The organism is Nocardioides palaemonis, from assembly GCF_018275325.1.
Lineage (GTDB): Bacteria > Actinomycetota > Actinomycetes > Propionibacteriales > Nocardioidaceae > Nocardioides > Nocardioides palaemonis.
The window spans coordinates 1653151-1671124 of sequence record NZ_JAGVQR010000001.1 but is presented as its reverse complement, the minus strand read 5'-3'; the positions used below and the strand labels follow the sequence as shown (position 1 = coordinate 1671124).

The window sequence follows — 17974 nt, the reverse complement described above, 5'->3', positions numbered from 1 at the left end:
AGCGCGAAAATTCAAGGTCCTAGCCGGTTAGAGCGAGCGCACACGCGCGCGAGCGACCCCAGCATGCCTCGAGAAGACTCAGCCTGTCACCAGTTCGTGCAGCAGACCCGTCCATCGTTCTATCGGTTGCGCGCAGTTGGGCCGGCTACCAGTGTTGCCCCCGCCCAAGCATCATTGCGGTGATGTGATCGTGACCGGTCTAGGGACGGAGCGTGGCCCTACCACTCCGTCGAACTCGGAGCGGTCACCGACCTTCCGCTGTGGCCGTAGGCGGATCGAGGTCTGTATCTGCTTCGAGTGCAGATCTCACGAGGAGGATGGAGATGACACTGTCGATGGTCTTCCCGAGCTCGCGGATGTTGTGACTGCTCGCGGCAAGCGGGCCGAGCAACCCGAGCAACTGCTCACGAGTGACGTGCAACTGCTCAACGGCGCTTAAGCCCGCGAGACGGCTATCGACCGTTCGCTCGATGACTGTGAGTACTTCACTTGAAGTGAGGTGCTGGAACTCAATGAGCGCGTCGAAGCGTGATGCGAGTGCATCGCCCAGCGCGTCCCGAATCTCTTCCTTCGACGAGTAGTTCGAGGTACAGATGATGAGTGCCGGGCCAACCTGGACCGTGTAGTTCTTATCGACGAACTCGCCGGTGTCGAATAGCTCGTAGAAGGCGCTGTGGAAGATGGGATTAGCCTTGTCAAACTCATCGATCAGGATGACGCCTGATTCGCGGTCGAGAAGATCGCGAGCAAGTGAGGCTTCTCCGTGCTCCCCCCCGAACATGTATGAGGCGAACTTCTCGCTATGGAACATCGAGAACTGCTTCCGTAGAAGCTCTCCGCCAAGCAGGCCGTTGATGAACTGAGCGGTCTGGGTCTTCCCGACGCCCGAAGGACCGTAGAACATTAGTACGACCGGTCGCCCTCGACTGAGCCGGGCGAGCGGGTACATCGCCGCGAGGAGCGTCTCGCGCACTGATTCCTGTCCGACCAAGTGATTCCCGAACTCATCCCTAAAGGTTCGTAGAGTTTCCGTCGTAAACGGTGGGTATACGTAGTGCGCGGTCGTTGTATCCGCGAAAGCTCGTTCGAGCTGGTCGTGAACCCGAGACGGTGGATTGTTCAGATAGAGGTGTTTCGGACGCATCGAGCGAACGAGCTGCGCGAAGTTGGTGATGACGTGTTCGTTGAGGCTTGCGTAGTCGCTGGACCCTGCGACAACGTGCTTGGGCCTGGCGACCTTCTTCACCGGCTCGCTCTCCTGCTCGGGTACCACCACGCGGAACTCGCGGCGGCGGGCGTCCTCCCGGAGAACCAGGGTAACGAGGTTCTTTGACTTAAGATCAGTCCCGATCTGCTTGTGAAACCAGGACGGTGGGCCGTAGTAGATCTTGACCTCGGTGTCAGCCACGCTCGACTCCAGCAAGTACGACGTCGTAGACATCAAGCTCTTCCACCGCCGCCTTCGAGGCGGCCGGTGCGCCGTCGACAAGTTCTAGCGCGGTCAGAGCCTGATCTCCGGGACTGGCTTCGCTGCTCGCCATCTCGCCCGACATCGTCAGGCCTTTCTCCGTGGTCTTGCCGACGAGAATGGCGTGATAGACCAGGCGCATCCGGCCCAGGTCGGAAAGGCCGTAGTTATTCCTGAACGCCCGGATGTTGAACCGCAGGACGCAGCGGTCGGTACCGTCATGCTGGCTCGTGGCGAGGAGCTCGTAGTAGCCCTTTGCGCGCTCGAGTGCCTCATCTAGCCGTGCCAGGTCGATTCCGAATTCCTCGGTTCTCGCGATGACCATGTAGGGCGTGTACATCTTGGTCGCGGCCATCGAATCTGCCGGTGCGGTAACGACGTAGTCGTCGAGTCGACGAACGCGGTCGTCGTTGGCGATCTCGGCCAGGTAGTCAGTAAGGATCGTGTTCGACAACGTCTGGTTCAAGATGCTCTGTCCGACGCTCTTGTAGTCGACGCCGCTTCCTGCCTCACCGGATACGCCGACGAACGGAAGCCACGACAGCCGTGCGGACACCTTCGACTCGACCTTCGCGTGGAGGTCAGAGGCACGCTCCTTGATCTCCTGGCTTGTGGAACTCGTAGCACCGCCGGCGGTGATGTCGAGGTAGTCGGACGCAGACTGCTCGTCGAAGTAGACGACCTTGACCATCGACTTGGGCGTAGCGGCATCGTCCTTTGGTGAGTTCAACAGGAGGTCACCTTCTTGGCTGGGCACGTCGGTCGAGCGGAACGCGTTGCAGGGAGAGCATGCCGGACAGGACCGACATCTCTTGCCGGAAGCGAGGGCGAACCCCTGGTTCGAACTATCGATGGGATCTCGGGGGCGCAGTCTGACCGGCGACGCCGTTCTCCCCAGTTTAACGGGCGACCGCTAGCACGCCGCCGCAGCGATCCGTCGGGCAGTCCGCCAGCAATCCGAGCATTCCCAGGGCGGACATCGGGCGCGAGGCATCGCAGCACCGCATCCCTGCATGGAGTCAAGCACGGCGCTGAGCACCTACGTCATAGTGGGCGGAGTTCCGGCCGCCCAGTGGATCAGGGAGCCGAGCTTTCGGGGGAGGGCTAGGAAGGGATGTCCTTCGCGAGCCCGCGCTTGAAGTGGGTCGCGTCGGCGACCCCGCCGTCGTCGTCCAAGTCGAAGAACCGGCGCCGGTCGGCTTCGTCATGGAGCGCGAACAGGCCAGCGTGGATGAACGTTGGCTGTACGACGCGACTCTTCAATCGAGTGCCGAAGGTCGACAGGGTCTCGAAGTCGAGCCCGACCGCGCTCACATCCAGGTCGTAGACCTTCCGGTAGGTCTTGTGAAGCGGCTCGGGAAAGGTGTCTACGAACTTCTCGTTGAACTTGGGTTGGAAGTACCGGATTAGGGCAGCCTCGGCCAGCGCCGTGACCACGCTGACGTCGAGCGAGGCGTGCTCGAACGCGTTCAGGTGAGCCATGGACTGTTCATCACCCTCTGTGCCCAGCCACGACCCAAAGGTCGACATCTTGTTGTAAGTCGCGAACTGCATCGGGACGACCCACACGTCCAGGTGTGGTGCGGTCTGCTGAGTGTCCGCCATGACGCGCTGCAGTGTCTTGTGGGTCTGAAGCCGGCTCTGGATCGCCCCACCTGCGTCTTGCGACTGGCCGACGTACACGACCTCCAGGTCGAACAGCGCCTCATCGAGCTCGGTCGCATCCATGCGTCCCAACCCCATCGTCTGTTGCAGGTACATCGAGAACCACATCGCCGTCGGCGCACCCGACACCAGGTCCCCGGCCTCGTTGTGCAGTTCCATGACCGTGTACGGCCCGTTGCTGACCAGCTTTAGCGGACTTTCGTACAGGTGCGGACCGCTGAGCGTGACCGTGTTCGAGTATCCGCCGCCCAGATCGGCGGTCAGCGACACCTCGAACGTCTCCGCATCGCACACCCACGTCGTCGGATCCACAGTTACCCGCGGACGGCGACCGATCAGGTAAATGTTGCAGATCGGCACGTCCGGTTCCTTGGCCACTGCCTCAAGTTGCGCTGGAGCCAAGATGCCGGCCCAATCACACGACATTGAGATCGCGTTCTCGACGTTGTACTTAAAGTCGGACTTAGCGGACTCTGGGGCATCGCTCATGACCCGCATGCTCTCGCGAAATAGTGCGGCTCGACTCGGAAGCGCCCAGAGTGGGTCCTTGTTTGCTCGCTCGCGCCCCGAACTCAAGAGTGGAACTGCTGACCGTCGACGGCAGGTGCTGGCTCCTCGTTGGAGCATGAATGGACCAGAGGTCATCTGGGCGCTGAGCACCTGCGTCGTAGTGGGCGGTTCGTCGCTACCGCCGAGCGAAAGCTCGATCCCAACTCCCCTCACGTCCGCATCACGAAGGTGACCTGGTTGTCGGCATGGATGGTCTTCGCGTAGCGGGGGTCGTGGGCGAGACGGTGGTGGCGCGGGCACAGCAGCCGCCCGTTCGCGAGGTCGGTGGTGCCGCCGTTGGACCAGGGGTCGTCGTGGTGGGCGTGGCAGCCTGAGGCGGTTGTCTCACACCCCCGCGCGGTGCAGCCACCGTCGCGCAGACCGAGCGCGATCCGCTGCGCCTTGCTGAACAACCGCCGCGTCCGGCCCAGGTCCAGCACCTGACCGTCGCCGCCGAGGACCACCGGGATGACACCGGCCTCGCAGGCCAACCTGCGTGCCTGCGCCGCCGACATCCGGGTCCCGTCGTCCAGCAACGCGACACCGCGGTCACCGAGCAGATCCCGAAGGGTCAGCGTCACCACGACCGTCGCGTTCACACCGGCGGTCTGCGGGGCCGCGTCGGTCGGATAGCGCTCGACGTACTCCACGAACGCCTCACCCATCCGACGACGCGACGGCTTCCACACCCCCGCCTCGTCGCGCAGGTCGGCGTCGGTGTGGCGGGCCGGGTTCGCCAACGCCAGCAGGATCCGCCGCAGGACCGCACCCACAGGAGACGGGACCGTGAACCGGCCGTGGCAGCGTCCCTCACCGTCATCGGACATCGAGAACGACACCGACTCCTCCGCCCGCCGCTCCTCGGCCTCGAGCGCGTCGGCCTCGGCGGACTCCCCCACCTCGGGTGCGACCACGTCCAGGATCCGCTTCCCGATCTGCCGCAGACCCTTCGCGTCATGCTCACGCGCGTACGCCAGCAGTCGCGCCTCGGCCTCCGCACGCACCACGTCATCCACCCGGGACGGGAGGGCGTCGACCGCGTCGACGATCGCCCGTGCTTGCTCCGCTCGCAGCGTGCCGTCCGCGAGCTGACGCCCGACCTCCGGATGCGCCTCCAACGCCCGCCCCAACGCCAGGTCCCGACGCGACTCCCGCCGCGTCGACCGCGTCTCGGAGGCCAGCCACGCCGTCGCGTCCCGCGAACCCTCCACCGTCCCGAGATCGTCGGACGCGGCCAGCACCCGCGCCAGCAGCCCGTCCAGCTGGGAACGCGCCGCCACCAGCTCCACCAGCGCCGCCCGCTTGTCGGCCACCGACATGAACACCGGCTCCACCGACACCACGCCCTTCAACAACGCACGTAGGTCGCCCGCACACGCCACGATCGGATGCTGAAGCTCCGGGTCTGGCTGGTCCAGCTGATCCATCGGGGGCCACCTCCTTGCACGCACGTCACTGACATCCGCCCGGGTCCGGGGCGAAGCGGTGAGGCATGGGGTGGCACCACTAGCCAGGTCGTCACCCGAGAGCCCTACGGCATCCCGCGAGCACCAACACGGGTTCTATGAGTGACTGACCCGATCCCGGGAACTCCGTCACCTCAGACGAGAGAACCGTTTCGGACCGGCGTGCTACGCACGATCGTACACCTGTTCGAATCAGACGGGAAGGGGAGGTTCGATCCAGTGTGCAACTGAGGCCAAGGGGTCTCGTGACGGGACTTCGTCCCTCCTCGACCAGCGAGGGTGGACGGGGTCTCGTGACGGCCGCGGGCGGCCTCCTCGACCAACGGTGGACCAGGTCTCGAGACGGGACTTCGTCCCTCCTCGACCACCGAAGCTGAGGGGCCGTCCTGCGGTGCGAGTCAGGCGAGCCCGACGAGCTCCGCCGACCGCTCCCAGAGCCCGTCAATCAGAGTCCGATCGTGCGCCTGCTTGTTCTCACGACCGTCGATGGTGAACCGGCTGAAGTACCGCCCGTTGATCTCGGGGTCGGGCCCGCGCTCGGCGAGGGTGATGAGGGGCGCCGCGCCGTCGGGGACGCTGATCGTCGCGAAGCGGGCGAGCGGCGTGCGGTAGAGCAGGCCCACGAGCCACGAGTCGCGGCCGAACGAGCTGCCCACCGGCCCCGGGTGCACCGCGACGGACGCGATGCCGTCGTCGGCCCAGCGGTCGGTGATGCCGCGGGTGAAGAGGATGTTCATCAGCTTGCCGGTGCCGTAGGCGGCGAACTCGCGCGCCTTGCGGTGCTCGTAGTCGAGGTCGTCGAGCACGACCTTGCCCACCAGGTTGGCGATGCTCGAGGTGTTGACCACGAGCGAGCGGTCGGCGGCGGCCAGCGTCGGACGCAGCAGGTTGGTCAGCAGGAACGGCGCGAGGTGGTTGACCTGGAAGTTGGGCTCGTGGCCGTCGTGCGTGGTCCGCGTCGGGGCGAAGGTGCCGCCGGCGTTGTTCATCAGCACGTCGAGCGAGCCGACGCGCTCGCGCACCTGCTCGGCCAGGCGGCGTACGTCATCGAGCCGGGAGAAGTCGGCGACCAGCGGCTCCGTGCCGACCGCCTCCGCGACCGGCCGCAGCTTGTCGGCCGAGCGCCCGGTGACGTGGACCGTCGCGCCTCGCTGGGCGAGGACCTTCGCGGTCTCCGCGCCGATCCCGTCGCTCGCTCCGGTCACCAGCACGGTGCGGCCGGCCATCGTCTGATCGCTCATGCGCCGAGCGTAGGCGGCGCCGCCACGGGCCCGGAGGCAGGACCCCCGGACCCGTGGCGAGCGGGGTCAGCCCGCGGGGGTGTAGATGAGCTTCTTGTTGACGAACTCGTCGATGCCGTAGGGGCCGAGCTCGCGGCCGACGCCCGAGCGCTTGGTCCCGCCGAAGGGCAGGTCGGCGGCCGAGCCCTGGGCGCTGTTGATCCAGACCATGCCGGTGTCGAGCGCGTCGGCGACCCGCTGGGCCTGCTCGGTGTCCGCGCTCCAGACGACACCGCCGAGTCCGAACGACGAGTCGTTGGCCAGCGCGACGGCCTCGGCCGCGTCCTTGACGCGGTAGACGACAGCGGCGGGGCCGAAGAGCTCCTCGCTGTAGGCGCGCATGTCGGGCGTGACGTCGGTGAGCACGGTGGCCTCGACGAAGGCGCCGGGGCGGTCGAGCCGCTTGCCGCCGGTGCGGAGCGTCGCACCCTTGGAGACCGCGTCCTCGACCTGCTCGATCAGGGTCGTCGCGGCGGCGTCCGACGAGAGCGGGCCGAAGCCGCTCGAGGAGTCGAACGGGTCGCCCGGCGTGAGCGAGGCCATCGCCGCGGTGAACTGCTCGACGAAGTCGTCGTAGAGGTCGTCGACGACGATCATCCGCTTGGCGCCGTTGCACGCCTGACCCGCGTTGCCCATCCGGCCCCGGACGGCCGACTTCACGGCGGCGCCGAGGTCGTCGGCGTCGAGCAGGATGAAGGGGTCGGAGCCGCCAAGCTCGAGCACGACCTTCTTGAGGTGTCGCCCGGCCACCTCGGCGACGGCCGAGCCGGCGCGCTCGGAGCCGGTCACCGAGACGCCGACGACGCGCGGGTCGGCGATGATGTCGGCCGACTGGTCGTTGGTGGCGAAGAGGTTGATGTAGGCGTCAGCCGGAAGGCCCGCGTCGGCGAAGATCTGGTCGATCGCGAGCGCCGACTCGGGGCACTGCGGGGCGTGCTTGAGCAGGATCGTGTTGCCGACCATCAGGTTGGGCGCGGCGAACCGGGCCACCTGGTAGTAGGGGAAGTTCCACGGCATGATCCCGAGCAGCGGGCCGACCGACTCCTTGCGCACCAGCGCGCTGCCACCCATCGCCGGGTCGAGCGGGGCGTCGGCGAGCAGGGCCGGCCCCTGGTCGGCGTAGTAGCGGAAGATCGACGCGACCAGCTTGAGCTCGCCCTTGCCCTCCCGGATCGGCTTGCCCATCTCGCGCGCGATGATCGCGGCGAGCTCGGCGGCCCGCTCGTCGTAGAGGTCGGCGACCGTGCGCAGCACCTGCGCGCGCTCGTCCTTCGACGTCGTGCGCCACTCGCCGTACGCCGCGTGGCTGCGCGCGATGGCGTCCTGCACCTCGGCGTCGGTGGCGGTCGGGAACTCCTTCTCGACCTCGCCGGTGGACGGGTTCGTGACCTGGTAGTCGCTCATGTGCTTCCTCTCGAACGGTGTGGGACGTGTGCATCCCCCACCTCCGAACGTACGCACGGGCGCGACCGCCACAAGGGTCCGGAGGGGTGAGGAGTCCCACCGCCCGGATCGGGAATCAGCCGCCGGCGAGGTCGCGGCTGCGCTGCTCGACGCCCAGGTCGCCGTAGGGGTAGTCCGTCGCACCGAGGTCGCTGGCCTCGTCGAGGACCGCCTGCTCCTCCTCCGACAGCACGAGCCCCGCCGCCTTCAGGTTGGCCGTGAGCTGCTCGGTGGTGCGGGCGCCCAGGATCGTGGACGTGACCGCAGGGCGGTTGGTGACCCACGCGAGCGCGATCTCGGCCATCGACACCCCGCGCTCCTGCGCGACGCGGTCGACGGCGTCGATGATCCGCCAGGTGCGCTCGCTCCCCCGCCGGTCCCAGGCCTCCATGCCGCGACCGGGATCCTCCCCGAGCCGGGTCTCGCCGGTCGGCCTCTGGTCGCGGGTGTACTTCCCGGACAGCCAGCCACCACCGAGCGGGCTCCACGGCAGCAGGCCCATCCCGGCGTCCAGCACGGCAGGGACGACCTCCCACTCGATCTCGCGCACGATCAGGCTGTACTGCGGCTGGAGCGTCACCGGCGCCCGCAGCCCCAGCGCCCGTGCGGTGTGGACGGCCTTGGTCAGCTCCCACCCGGTGAAGTTGGAGAGCCCGTAGTAGTGGATCTTCCCGGCCTGCACGAAGCCGTCGAGCGTGCGCAGCGTCTCCTCGATCGGCGTGTGCGGGTCGGTGGCGTGGACCTGGTAGAGGTCGACCGCGTCGACGCCGAGCCGGCCGAGGGACGCGTCCAGCGCGCGGGTCAGGTGACGCGTCGAGAGCCCGGCGTCGTTCGGCCCGCTGCTCATCGGGAACCGACCCTTGGTCGCGAGCACCACCTGGTCGGTGACGTCCGCCGGCCGGTCGGCCAGCCAGCGGCCGATGATCTCCTCCGAGGTCCCGGCGGAGTAGACGTCGGCCGTGTCGACCAGCGTGCCGCCCGCCTCGACGAACAGGTCGAGCTGGGCGTGGGAGCCCGCCTCGTCGGTCTCGGCCCCGAACGTCATCGTGCCGAGGCACAGCTCGGAGACCGCGCAGCCGCTGTTGCCCATCCGTCGGTATCGCATGGCGTCGAGCCTAGCCACCCGGGCGGGCACGGTCGCGACGACGAGGAGCAGCGCTCAGGCGAAGACCCCGGGCGGGAAGGCGCCGTTCGTCAGCGCGGTGGTGACCAGCGGGCGGCAGAGCTCGGTGAGCCGCTGAGTGCCGGTCTCCCCGAGGTGCTCCCACGGCGTGTACGCGCTCTCCTCCGTACGCCGCTCGACCGCCGTCCGGAGGGCGGCGCCGTCCTCGGTGAGCGCGCCCTCTGCGGTCATCAGGCCCCGCGACGCCAGCCCAGCCACGGCCGCCGACCACTCCCCGTCGGACCAGCCGCGGGTCGCCTGCGCAGCCGGCTGGGTGAAGCCCTTGCCGGTCGCGGTGTGGGTGACGAGCGCCTCGATGCCGCTGAGGTCGGCGCCGATCAGCGCGGCGACGTGCCCGTCCCCACGGTGCTCGCGGAGCAGGGTCAGCGCGTGGAAGAGGACCATGTGCGGCTCCTCCGGCCACGACAGGTCCGCGTGGGCAGCGTGGAGCGGTCGCCCGGCGACCGAGCACCCGTCGGCCGCCGTACGAGCCAGGTCGGCGGCCTCGCGCACCTCGTCGGAGACCAGGGCCTCCGCGCCGAGCAACCGGGTCCACGCGGCCGAGACGCCGCGGTAGCGCGCCGCCACCACGTCCTCCGGGCTCGCCGCCTCCCACACGGCCGGGACGAAGTGGGCGACCAGCGACGGGTTGAAGACGTAGAACGTCGCCGCCACGGGGCCGGCGCCGACCCGACCCATCGCGGCCGCGCGGGACGCGAAGTAGGTGGCACGACCCGTGCGGACGCCGAGGCCGACCACCTCCGCCTCGACCTCGGGGGCGAAGTAGCCCAGGGCGTGCAGGGGCTCCAGGAGGCGGGCGGTGCGTCCGGCGAGGCGAGGGTCCATGTCCCCCTTCCTACCGTGCCGTCCCTCAGCGGCGGGCGATGCCGTCCAGCCGCAGCTCCGTCGACGGGTCGGAGTGGGTGCCGCCGCTGCCGACGTGCTTGTCGCTGATCGTCGCGCCGTTCTTCAGCACGCCCCACAACGCCATCGCGTGGCCGCGGCCCACGTCGTAGTCGTCCTCGAGCCACGAGACGAAGTCGCCGGCCTTGCTCGCCGGGGTGAACCCGCGGTCCGCGGCCTCGCCCAGCAGCTCCGCCGGCGTCCTGCCGGTCTTCTTCTCGATCGCATCGAGGTAGGCCTGGTAGCTCATCGTGGTCCCCTTCGTCGGTGTGCCGCCGACGCTAGCGGCGCCCACCGTCACACCGCTTCTCCGAAACCGCTGCTCCTGGCCGGACCCGGCGCTCAGGCCTTCACGGCCCGGTCGATCGTGGTCACCACGCTGGTCACCGACGGCCGGGCGGGCGTCGAGGAGAAGCCGAAACGACACGGCGGGTCGACCGGGGCGAGGGCGCCGAGCGAGGAGCCACGCCACTCCCCCGTCAGCGACGTAACGGCGTGGACCGACGTCGCGCCGTACCACTCGCGCCGGTCGTTGCCGGCGGTCCCGCGGGTCCGCACGCCGCGCACCACCACGCGCGCCACCGGGTCGATCGCGGTGCACCACGCGGGCGCGGTCGCGAGGCGGGCGGGCACGAGCCCGAGGAGCGCGCCGAGCGGCGTACGCCCTCCGGTGACCAGCCGCAGCGACAGCGACGGGGTCGTGACCTGCCAGCCGTCCGGGGTGTCCACCACCGACACCGGCTCGAGGACGTGCTCGTCGAAGGTGTAGGTCGCGGCGACGAAGTCGCGCACCCGCTCGTCGGGGGCCAGCAGGACGCGGTGGCCGGACGCGTCCTCGACCATGACGTCGGCGAACGCACCCCACGGCGAGGCGTCCCACCGCCCCACCACCACGCGGACGCCGCTCGTGCTGCCGACGCCGGCAATCCGTCCGGTGAAGCGCTCGCGGACCCGGCTCACGGGGCGACCAGGCCGGACGGGTCACGGCCGTCCGCGGCCAGCCCCCGGGCGACACCGGCACGGTCCTCGTCGGAGCGGTTCTGCGACAGCTTGGCCTTCGCCTCCACCGACTCGACGACCAGCTCGACGCCGACGATCGGGCGCAGGTTCTTCCCGACGTAGTCGGCCGGGGCGTCGGTCACGGCCCACGGCTCGGCGCGGTCGCCCTCGTGCCGGTCGGTGAGGCGCGTGACCATCGCGCGCACCCACTCCGGGTCGTCGTGGACGGCGACCAGGCCGCGGAGGTGGACCACCGAGTAGTTCCATGTCGGGACGACCCTGCCGTGCTCGGCCTTGGTGGCGTACCAGGACGGCGAGACGTAGGTGTCCGGGCCGGTCACGACCGCCAGGGCGGGCGAGCCGTCGACGATCCGGCGCCAGTGGCCGTTGGCGCGCGCGACGTGACCGACCAGCCGGTCGCCCTCCCACAGCACCGGCAGGAAGGTCGCGTCGGGAGCGCCGTCGGCGCCGACGGTGACGAGCTGGGCGGTCCCGACGGCCGCCACGAAGGGGCGTACGTGGTCGACGTCCATCACGTTGTGTCGCGGCACGTAGAGCGAGGCGTCGGGCGCGGACGGGGGCATGGCCCCATCCTGCCCGTTCGGGCGCGGCGGCTGTCGGTGGCGGGCGGCAGGATGGACGCATGCTGCTCGCCGAGCTCGTCGCCACCTCCGCCGCGGTCGCCGCCACCCGCTCGCGCAAGGCCAAGGTCGCCGCGCTCGCCGAGACCCTCGCCCGGGTCACGCCCGAGGAGCTCGAGGTCGTCGTGTCCTACCTCGGCGGCGCGCTCCTCCAGCGCCGCACCGGCCTCGGCTGGCGCGGCGTCAGCGACGTCCCCGACCCCGCCGACGAGCCGTCGCTGGGGGTGCTGGAGGTCCACGAGGCGTTCGAGGCGATGTCGCGTCTGTCCGGCGCCGGCTCCCAGCTGGCGCGCCGGCAGGCCGTCGCCGCGCTGTTCTCCCGCGCCACCGCCCCCGAGCAGCGGTGGCTGCAGGCCGTCGTCACGGGCAACGTGCGCCAGGGCGCGCTCGACGCCGTCACCCAGGAGGCGGTCGCGCAGGTCGCGGGCGTCCCGCTCGCCGCGGTCCGGCGGGCCGCGATGCTCGCCGGCTCGACCGTTGCGGCGGCCGGCGCAGCCTGGGCGGGCGAGGAGGCACTGGCCGCGATCGGGCTCGAGGTGGGCCGGCCGGTCATGCCGATGCTGGCCTCCAGCGCGCCCGACGTGGCCTCCGCGATGGCCGGCCTCTCCCCCGACGCCGGCACCGAGGTGGCGATCGACGCCAAGCTCGACGGCATCCGGATCCAGGTCCACCGCGACGGTGACGACGTGCTGGTGGTGACCCGCAGCCTCGACGACATCACCGCACGGCTGCCCGAGGTCGTCGAGGTCGCCCGGTCGCTGCCGGCGGAGCGGTTCGTCCTCGACGGCGAGGCGCTCGCGCTCACCGACGACGGACGTCCGATGGCGTTCCAGGACACCGCGAGCCGCACCGCGCAGGAGTCGGGCGTCGCGATCACGCCCCACTTCTTCGACCTGCTCCACCTCGACGGCCGTGACCTGCTCGACGCCCCCGGCCACGAGCGGCTCGCCGCGCTCGACGCCCTCGTGCCCGAGCCCCGCCGCGTACGCCGCCTCGTCACCGCCGACCCCGCCGAGGCCGACGCGTTCGCCGCCGACACCGTCGCCGCCGGCCACGAGGGCGTCGTCCTCAAGGACCTGTCGGCGCCCTACGCCGCCGGCCGCCGCGGCGCGGCGTGGGTCAAGGTGAAGCCGGTCCACACCCTCGACCTGGTGGTCCTCGCCGTCGAGTGGGGCTCCGGCCGCCGTGAGGGCTGGCTCTCCAACATCCACCTCGGCGCCCGCGACGCCTCCTCGCCCACCGGCTTCGTGATGCTCGGCAAGACCTTCAAGGGGATGACCGACGAGGTCCTCGCGTGGCAGACCGAGCGGTTCCTCGCCCTCGAGACCCACCGCGAGGGACACGTCGTCCACGTCCGCCCCGAGCAGGTCGTCGAAATCGGCTTCGACGGCCTGCAGCGCTCGACGCGCTACCCCGGCGGCCTCGCGCTGCGCTTCGCGCGGGTCCTGCGCTACCGCGACGACAAGGGTCCCGACGAGGCCGACACGATCGAGGCCGTACGCTCACACGCCCCCGCGTGACACGCGGTCGCACACGAAGATACGCCGCACCGGGGAGGCGGGACGGGGGCGTCGTCTCCCTAGACTGGCGGCCATGAGCACCGAGCCGTCGACCCCGACCGGCGTCACCCGCGGCACGACTGCGGCCGCCCGGCGACGGCTCCGCGAGGCCGAGATCATCGCCGCCACGCGGGCGCTGTTCGACGAGCGCGGCGTGCGCGACGCCCAGATCGAGGACATCGCCCGGGCCGTCGGCATCAACCGGGCGATCATCTACCGCCACTTCACCGGCAAGGAGGAGCTCTTCGCCCTCACCCTCGTGCAGTACCTCGACGAGCTGCGCGACGCGCTCCGTGCCGGCGCCGACACGACCGACGAGCCGCGGCTCAAGCTGCAGCGGCTGACCGAGGCGTTCGTCGACTACGGCCTGGCCCATCCCGCGTTCGTCGACTGCGCCCAGTCGATCATGTGCCGCCCGGGCGGCGACCTGCTCGAGGAGGTCAGCGAGAGCGCGATGTTCCGGCTCGGGCAGGCCATCAGCGGCTGCCTCGCGGTGCTGACCCAGACCATCGAGGCCGGCGTCGCCAGCGGTGACTTCCACGTCGAGGACCCCGGCCTGCTCGCCAACATGCTCTACGCCAGCGGCCTCGGCACCCTCCAGCTCGGCCGCGTCGCGATGCTCGTGTCCGAGGAGGCGCCGGGCGTGCCGCGGATCAGCCGCGTCTCCGCCGAGCAGGTGCGCGCGCACATGGTCGCCACCGCCCTCGCCGTCGCGGCCGGCGCAACGCCACGCGCGGGCGACTAGCGCGAGAGGTGCTTCGCGCGGGCGAAGCAGAACGCGCCGTAGCCCCCGATCCCGATCGCGATCGCGATCAGGAGGACCTGGCCGAACGGCTGCTGGAGCACGGTCTGCAGGGCCTGGTCGAGCCCGCCGGACTTCTTCGCGTCGTGGGTGACCGAGGCGTAGGCGAACAGGCCGCCGACGATGACGATGGCGACGCCCTTGGCGATGTAGCCGATCTTGCCGAACAGGACGTACGCCGACCCGTCCTGGCCGGCCTGCCCCTGCGCGTCGAGGTGCTCACGGAACTTCTCGGTCCACCCACGCACGACCAGCGAGATGCCGTAGCCGATGATCGCCAGGCCGATGATCCCGACGATGAGCTGGCCACCCGACATCTGCATGATCTTCGCGGTCGTGCCGTCCGTGCCGCCCTTGCCGCCCCCGTCGCCGGTCGCGGTCTTGAACGCGCTCCAGGCGAGGGCGCCGTAGAGCACCGCCTTGCCGAGCGACGACCCTCGCTTGACCCAGCGCTTCTTGTCGTCCGACTCCTCGGAGTAGCCGTAGGCCGCCTCGAGCACACGCCAGAGGACGAGCAGCAGCATGCCGATCGCGATCAGCCAGACCAGCACCTCGCCCATCGGCTGCTGGGAGAGGTAGTGCATGGCGCCGCTGTTGGAGGCCTGGTCCTCCTTGTCGCCGATGGCGAGCTGGATCGCCAGCCAGGCGACCAGCAGGTGGACCACGCCGTAGGCCACCAGGCCGGCCCGGATCGCGTGGTCGAACCACTCGCTGTCGTGGACCTTCTCGGCGGCGTCCGACGCGTTGCTCATGGGGCCAACCTAGGCCCCCGCAGGGCCCACGGGCGAGGCCGTGAACCCCTGCGGGTGGGACGGGTCAGACCAGGCTGGCGCGGTCGCGCATGACCGAGCCGAGCAGGCCGTTGACGAAGGCCGGCGACTCGTCGGTCGAGAGGTCCTGCACGAGGTGCATCGCCTCGCTGACGGCGACGCTCTGCGGCACGTCGTCGTCGCCCCAGAGCAGCTCGAAGACGCCGATGCGCAGCACGTTGCGGTCGACGGCGGGCATCCGCCCGAGCGTCCAGCTCTTGCTGTAGGTGCTCAGCACCTCGTCGATGCGGTCGCGGTGCTCGACGACGCCGCGCACCAGCACGGCGGTGTAGGGGTTGGTCGGACCCTCACCCGCGTCGACGGCGCGCTCGAGCGCCACGACGGGGTCCTCGGAGCGGAGCTCGGAGGCGAAGAGGATGTCCAGCGCGCGCTTGCGGGCCTTGGAACGGGCAGCCACGTGCGGAGCTCAGCCCTTGACGCGGCCGAGGTAGGACGAGTCGCGGGTGTCGACCTTGACCTTCTCGCCGGTGGTGATGAACAGCGGGACCGCGATGGTGTGGCCGGTCTCCAGCGTGGCCGGCTTGGTGCCGCCGGTCGAGCGGTCGCCCTGCAGGCCCGGCTCGGTCTCGGCGATGAGGAGCTCGACGGACGCGGGGAGCTCGATGAAGAGCACGCGACCCTCGTTGGTGGCGACGATCGCCTCCTGGTTCTCCAGCATGAAGTTCTTGGCGTCGCCCACGACCTCGGGCGTGACCTCGAGCTGCTCGTAGGTGCTGGTGTCCATGAAGACGTAGGACGAGCCGTCGTTGTAGAGGTACTGCATGGTGCGCTTGTCGACGTTGGCCGTCTCGACCTTGGTGCCGGCGTTGAAGGTCTTGTCGACGTTCTTGCCCGACTCGACGTTGCGGAGCTTGGTGCGGACGAAGGCCGGACCCTTGCCGGGCTTGACGTGCTGGAACTCGACGACGGACCAGAGCTGGCCCTCGATCTTGAGGACCATGCCGTTCTTCAGGTCGTTGGTGGTTGCCATGTGAGTCTGTCCGCCTTCGTCGCTGTGTCTGGTCTCGAGGAGTGTCAAGGAACGTGCGGGCGGGGCCTGCCCCGCGCCGACGGGCCAGTCTAGTGGCGGCCCACGAGAGCCATGAAATGCCCGGCCTGCGCCTCCACCGTGCCCGGCGGGTTGCGGTGCCACGACCCGCTGCCGGGCGTCAGCATCGCCAGCCAGAAGGCCGCCCAGAACGGCCGGTAGGCCGCCATCCGTTCGCGCTGCTCCCCGTCCAGCCCCACGGCGTCAGCCAGTGCGTCGGCGTCGTAGACACCCGGGAGCCGGCTGCCGAGGTGCTCGACGTGGTCGGCGAGCTCGTACGCCGGGTCGCTGAGGCCGGCGTCCTCGAAGTCGACGAGCCGCGCGGCGCGCCCGTCCCAGATCACGTTGGGCGGGTTGAGGTCGGCGATGCCGAGGACCTCCGCCCGGAGCTCGGGCAGCGAGGGGTCCCGCAGCCAGTCCCGCGCGGCGTCGCGCGCCGCCCGCACCAGCGCCGGGTCCTCGCACGCGGAGAGGTCGTGCCCGGGCGAGAGCCGATCGACGAGGGCCGGCGGCAGCGTGGCGGTGCCGATCCCGCGGGGACCGATCCCGGCGGCCTCGACCGCCCCGACCGGTACGTCGTGGAGCCGGCGCAGGGCGGTGCCGACGGCGGCGACCTGCGCGGCCGTCAGCGGCTCGGGCGCGAGGTGCGCGCCGGGCAGCCGCTCCATCACGATGACCGGCGTCTCTGCGTCCTCGCGCCGCAACGGTCTCGGCGCCAGGCCGGGCGCGTGCTCCGCGAGCAGCGTCAGGCAGGCCCACTCCCGCTCGGCCTCGTCCTCGTGGTCGGCGACGTACGCCTTGCGGACCTCCGTCTCGCCGAGGCTCACCTGGTGGGTGGAGGTCTGGACCGGGGGCTGCACCGGGTCACCGTAGCCGCGCTAGCGTCGCGACATGCGCACCACGATCTTCGGCGGCCACGGCAAGGTGGCCCTCCTGCTCGCTCCCCTGCTCGTCGAGGCCGGTCACGAGGTCCGCTCGGTGATCCGCAACCCCGACCACGTCGCCGACGTCGAGGCCACCGGCGCCACGGCCGTCGTGTCCTCGGTCGAGGACGCCGACCTCGACGCCCTCACCGACCTGCTCCGCGGATCGGACGCGGTCGTCTGGTCGGCCGGCGCCGGCGGTGGCGACCCCGAGCGCACCGACGCCGTCGACCGCGACGCCGCGATCCGCTCGATGGACGCCGCGGTCGCGGCCGGCGTCGGGCGCTACGTCATGGTGTCGTTCTCCGGCGCCTCCCCCGACCACCTCGTGCCCGAGGACGACCCGTTCCGGCGCTACCAGGACGCCAAGATCGCCGCCGACGACCACCTGCGCGGCACCGACCTCGGCTGGACCGTCCTGGGCCCGGGCGCCCTCACCACCGAGGCCTCGGACGGCCGGGTCAACCCGCACGCGTCCTCGCGCGACGGCGACGAGTCGCCCCGCGAGCTGGTCGCCCGGGTGGCCGCCGCCGTGCTCGCCGACGAGCGCGCGGTCGGCCGGACGCTCGTCTTCGGCAAGGGCGACGTCCCGGTCGAGGACTGGCTCGCCTCGCTCGGCTGAACCCCCTCCGTCCACAGCCATCACCCGTAGTCCGCTGCAGACGGCCGGTCCCACCCCACCGGGGACCGGACGATCGCAGCGGACTACTGAGGGAGGTGTGGACAGGCGGTGCCCGTCAGGCGCCCGGGACGACCTCGCGCAGCCGGTCGGCGGCGACCCGGAGGTCGCGCCAGTCCGTCACCGCGAGGCGTGCGGCGCTCGCGAGGCGCCCCAGGTCGCCGTCGGCGACCAGCCACAGGTCGTCCATGACGTCGCTCGGCGGCGCCAGGTCGCCGTAGCACCGGTGCCACCCGAGCTCGAAGAGCTCGACGAGGTCGAGCGCCGGCCCGGACATCGGCCCGAAGTCGGCCTCGGCACGGCGGCGCGCCGCCTCCCGGCGCACCGCCATCCCGAGCCCCATCGTCGACAACGGCACCCGTCCCCCACCCCGGGCCCCCGTGCCGCCCCCAGCAGCACCGTCGCGCACCATCATCGAGCCGTCCTCCTCGGTCGTACGGTCGCGATCCGGAGCAGCAGCGCGTCCCTGCGGGCCGCGCGCACCTCTCCCAGCTTGACCTGACAGGCCCAGCACCGGTCGGTCGCGACGCAGCACGTCGCGTCGCGGACCTCGGCCTCCAGCTGGTCCGCGTGCGCGC

General features: G+C 70.5%; 19 protein-coding genes. 3 read left to right on the top strand and 16 right to left on the bottom strand.

Features of this window, described 5'->3' with window-relative positions; all coding sequences use genetic code 11:
• Nucleotides 1-244: 244 nt before the first annotated feature.
• The 11 genes from KDN32_RS23275 to KDN32_RS08130 all read right to left on the bottom strand — a co-directional run bounded on the left by KDN32_RS23275 (nt 245) and on the right by KDN32_RS08130 (nt 11519).
• Nucleotides 245-1408, bottom strand: coding sequence for an AAA family ATPase (locus KDN32_RS23275; protein ID WP_211731522.1), 1164 nt, complete (start codon nt 1406-1408; stop codon nt 245-247).
• Complete coding sequence (locus KDN32_RS08175; RefSeq protein ID WP_211731521.1) at nt 1401-2159, bottom strand: DUF6414 family protein; 759 nt, start codon at nt 2157-2159, stop codon at nt 1401-1403. The genes KDN32_RS23275 and KDN32_RS08175 overlap by 8 nt, the downstream gene beginning before the upstream one ends.
• A 413-nt stretch (nt 2160-2572) precedes the next feature.
• Complete coding sequence (locus KDN32_RS08170) at nt 2573-3622, bottom strand: hypothetical protein (RefSeq protein ID WP_211731520.1); 1050 nt, start codon at nt 3620-3622, stop codon at nt 2573-2575.
• A gap of 230 nt (nt 3623-3852) precedes the next feature.
• Nucleotides 3853-5064: an HNH endonuclease signature motif containing protein gene (locus tag KDN32_RS08165; RefSeq protein WP_211731519.1), complete on the bottom strand. Its 1212-nt coding sequence runs from the start codon at nt 5062-5064 to the stop codon at nt 3853-3855.
• 482 nt (nt 5065-5546) lie between these two features.
• On the bottom strand, nt 5547-6389 hold the full coding sequence (locus KDN32_RS08160; protein WP_211731518.1) for an SDR family NAD(P)-dependent oxidoreductase: 843 nt from the start codon (nt 6387-6389) through the stop codon (nt 5547-5549).
• A gap of 66 nt (nt 6390-6455) precedes the next feature.
• A complete protein-coding gene (locus KDN32_RS08155) occupies nt 6456-7832 on the bottom strand; it encodes an NAD-dependent succinate-semialdehyde dehydrogenase (protein ID WP_211731517.1) in 1377 nt (458 codons plus the stop codon).
• A gap of 115 nt (nt 7833-7947) precedes the next feature.
• Nucleotides 7948-8976 carry an aldo/keto reductase gene (locus tag KDN32_RS08150; RefSeq protein ID WP_211731516.1) on the bottom strand — a complete coding sequence of 343 codons (1029 nt, stop codon included), beginning with the start codon at nt 8974-8976 and terminating at the stop codon, nt 7948-7950.
• 54 nt (nt 8977-9030) lie between these two features.
• Nucleotides 9031-9879 carry an SCO6745 family protein gene (locus KDN32_RS08145; protein ID WP_211731515.1) on the bottom strand — a complete coding sequence of 283 codons (849 nt, stop codon included), beginning with the start codon at nt 9877-9879 and terminating at the stop codon, nt 9031-9033.
• A gap of 25 nt (nt 9880-9904) precedes the next feature.
• Nucleotides 9905-10186, bottom strand: a complete 282-nt coding sequence (locus KDN32_RS08140; RefSeq protein ID WP_211731514.1) for a DUF4287 domain-containing protein — start codon at nt 10184-10186, stop codon at nt 9905-9907.
• Between the two features lie 92 nt (nt 10187-10278).
• Complete coding sequence (locus KDN32_RS08135) at nt 10279-10896, bottom strand: hypothetical protein (protein WP_211731513.1); 618 nt, start codon at nt 10894-10896, stop codon at nt 10279-10281.
• A complete protein-coding gene (locus KDN32_RS08130) occupies nt 10893-11519 on the bottom strand; it encodes an FMN-binding negative transcriptional regulator (protein WP_211731512.1) in 627 nt (208 codons plus the stop codon). The genes KDN32_RS08135 and KDN32_RS08130 overlap by 4 nt, the downstream gene beginning before the upstream one ends.
• Nucleotides 11520-11578: 59 nt before the next feature.
• On the opposite strand from KDN32_RS08130, the gene KDN32_RS08125 reads away from it, so the two are divergent.
• Together KDN32_RS08125 and KDN32_RS08120 are read left to right on the top strand one after the other, a co-directional pair.
• Nucleotides 11579-13096, top strand: coding sequence for an ATP-dependent DNA ligase (locus KDN32_RS08125; RefSeq protein WP_211731511.1), 1518 nt, complete (start codon nt 11579-11581; stop codon nt 13094-13096).
• Nucleotides 13097-13169: 73 nt separating this feature from the next.
• Nucleotides 13170-13880: a TetR/AcrR family transcriptional regulator gene (locus KDN32_RS08120; protein ID WP_211731510.1), complete on the top strand. Its 711-nt coding sequence runs from the start codon at nt 13170-13172 to the stop codon at nt 13878-13880.
• Here KDN32_RS08120 and KDN32_RS08115 read toward each other — a convergent pair.
• The 4 genes from KDN32_RS08115 to KDN32_RS08100 form a co-directional block, all read right to left on the bottom strand.
• Complete coding sequence (locus KDN32_RS08115; protein WP_211731509.1) at nt 13877-14689, bottom strand: DUF1206 domain-containing protein; 813 nt, start codon at nt 14687-14689, stop codon at nt 13877-13879. The genes KDN32_RS08120 and KDN32_RS08115 overlap by 4 nt on opposite strands.
• A gap of 64 nt (nt 14690-14753) precedes the next feature.
• A complete protein-coding gene (gene nusB / locus KDN32_RS08110; protein ID WP_211731508.1) occupies nt 14754-15164 on the bottom strand; it encodes a transcription antitermination factor NusB in 411 nt (136 codons plus the stop codon).
• Nucleotides 15165-15173: 9 nt separating this feature from the next.
• Nucleotides 15174-15737 (bottom strand): elongation factor P, encoded by a 564-nt coding sequence (efp, locus tag KDN32_RS08105; RefSeq protein ID WP_211731507.1) that lies wholly within the window; start codon nt 15735-15737, stop codon nt 15174-15176.
• Between the two features lie 89 nt (nt 15738-15826).
• Entirely contained in the window at nt 15827-16654 is an 828-nt protein-coding gene (locus tag KDN32_RS08100; protein WP_211731506.1) for an aminoglycoside phosphotransferase family protein, read from the bottom strand.
• A 31-nt stretch (nt 16655-16685) separates the two neighbouring features.
• Here KDN32_RS08100 and KDN32_RS08095 point away from each other — a divergent pair, with 31 nt between their 5' ends.
• A complete protein-coding gene (locus KDN32_RS08095) occupies nt 16686-17339 on the top strand; it encodes an NAD(P)H-binding protein (protein WP_211731505.1) in 654 nt (217 codons plus the stop codon).
• Between the two features lie 115 nt (nt 17340-17454).
• Here KDN32_RS08095 and KDN32_RS08090 read toward each other — a convergent pair whose 3' ends face one another.
• Entirely contained in the window at nt 17455-17811 is a 357-nt protein-coding gene (locus tag KDN32_RS08090) for a hypothetical protein (protein WP_211731504.1), read from the bottom strand.
• Nucleotides 17812-17974: the final 163 nt, after the last annotated feature.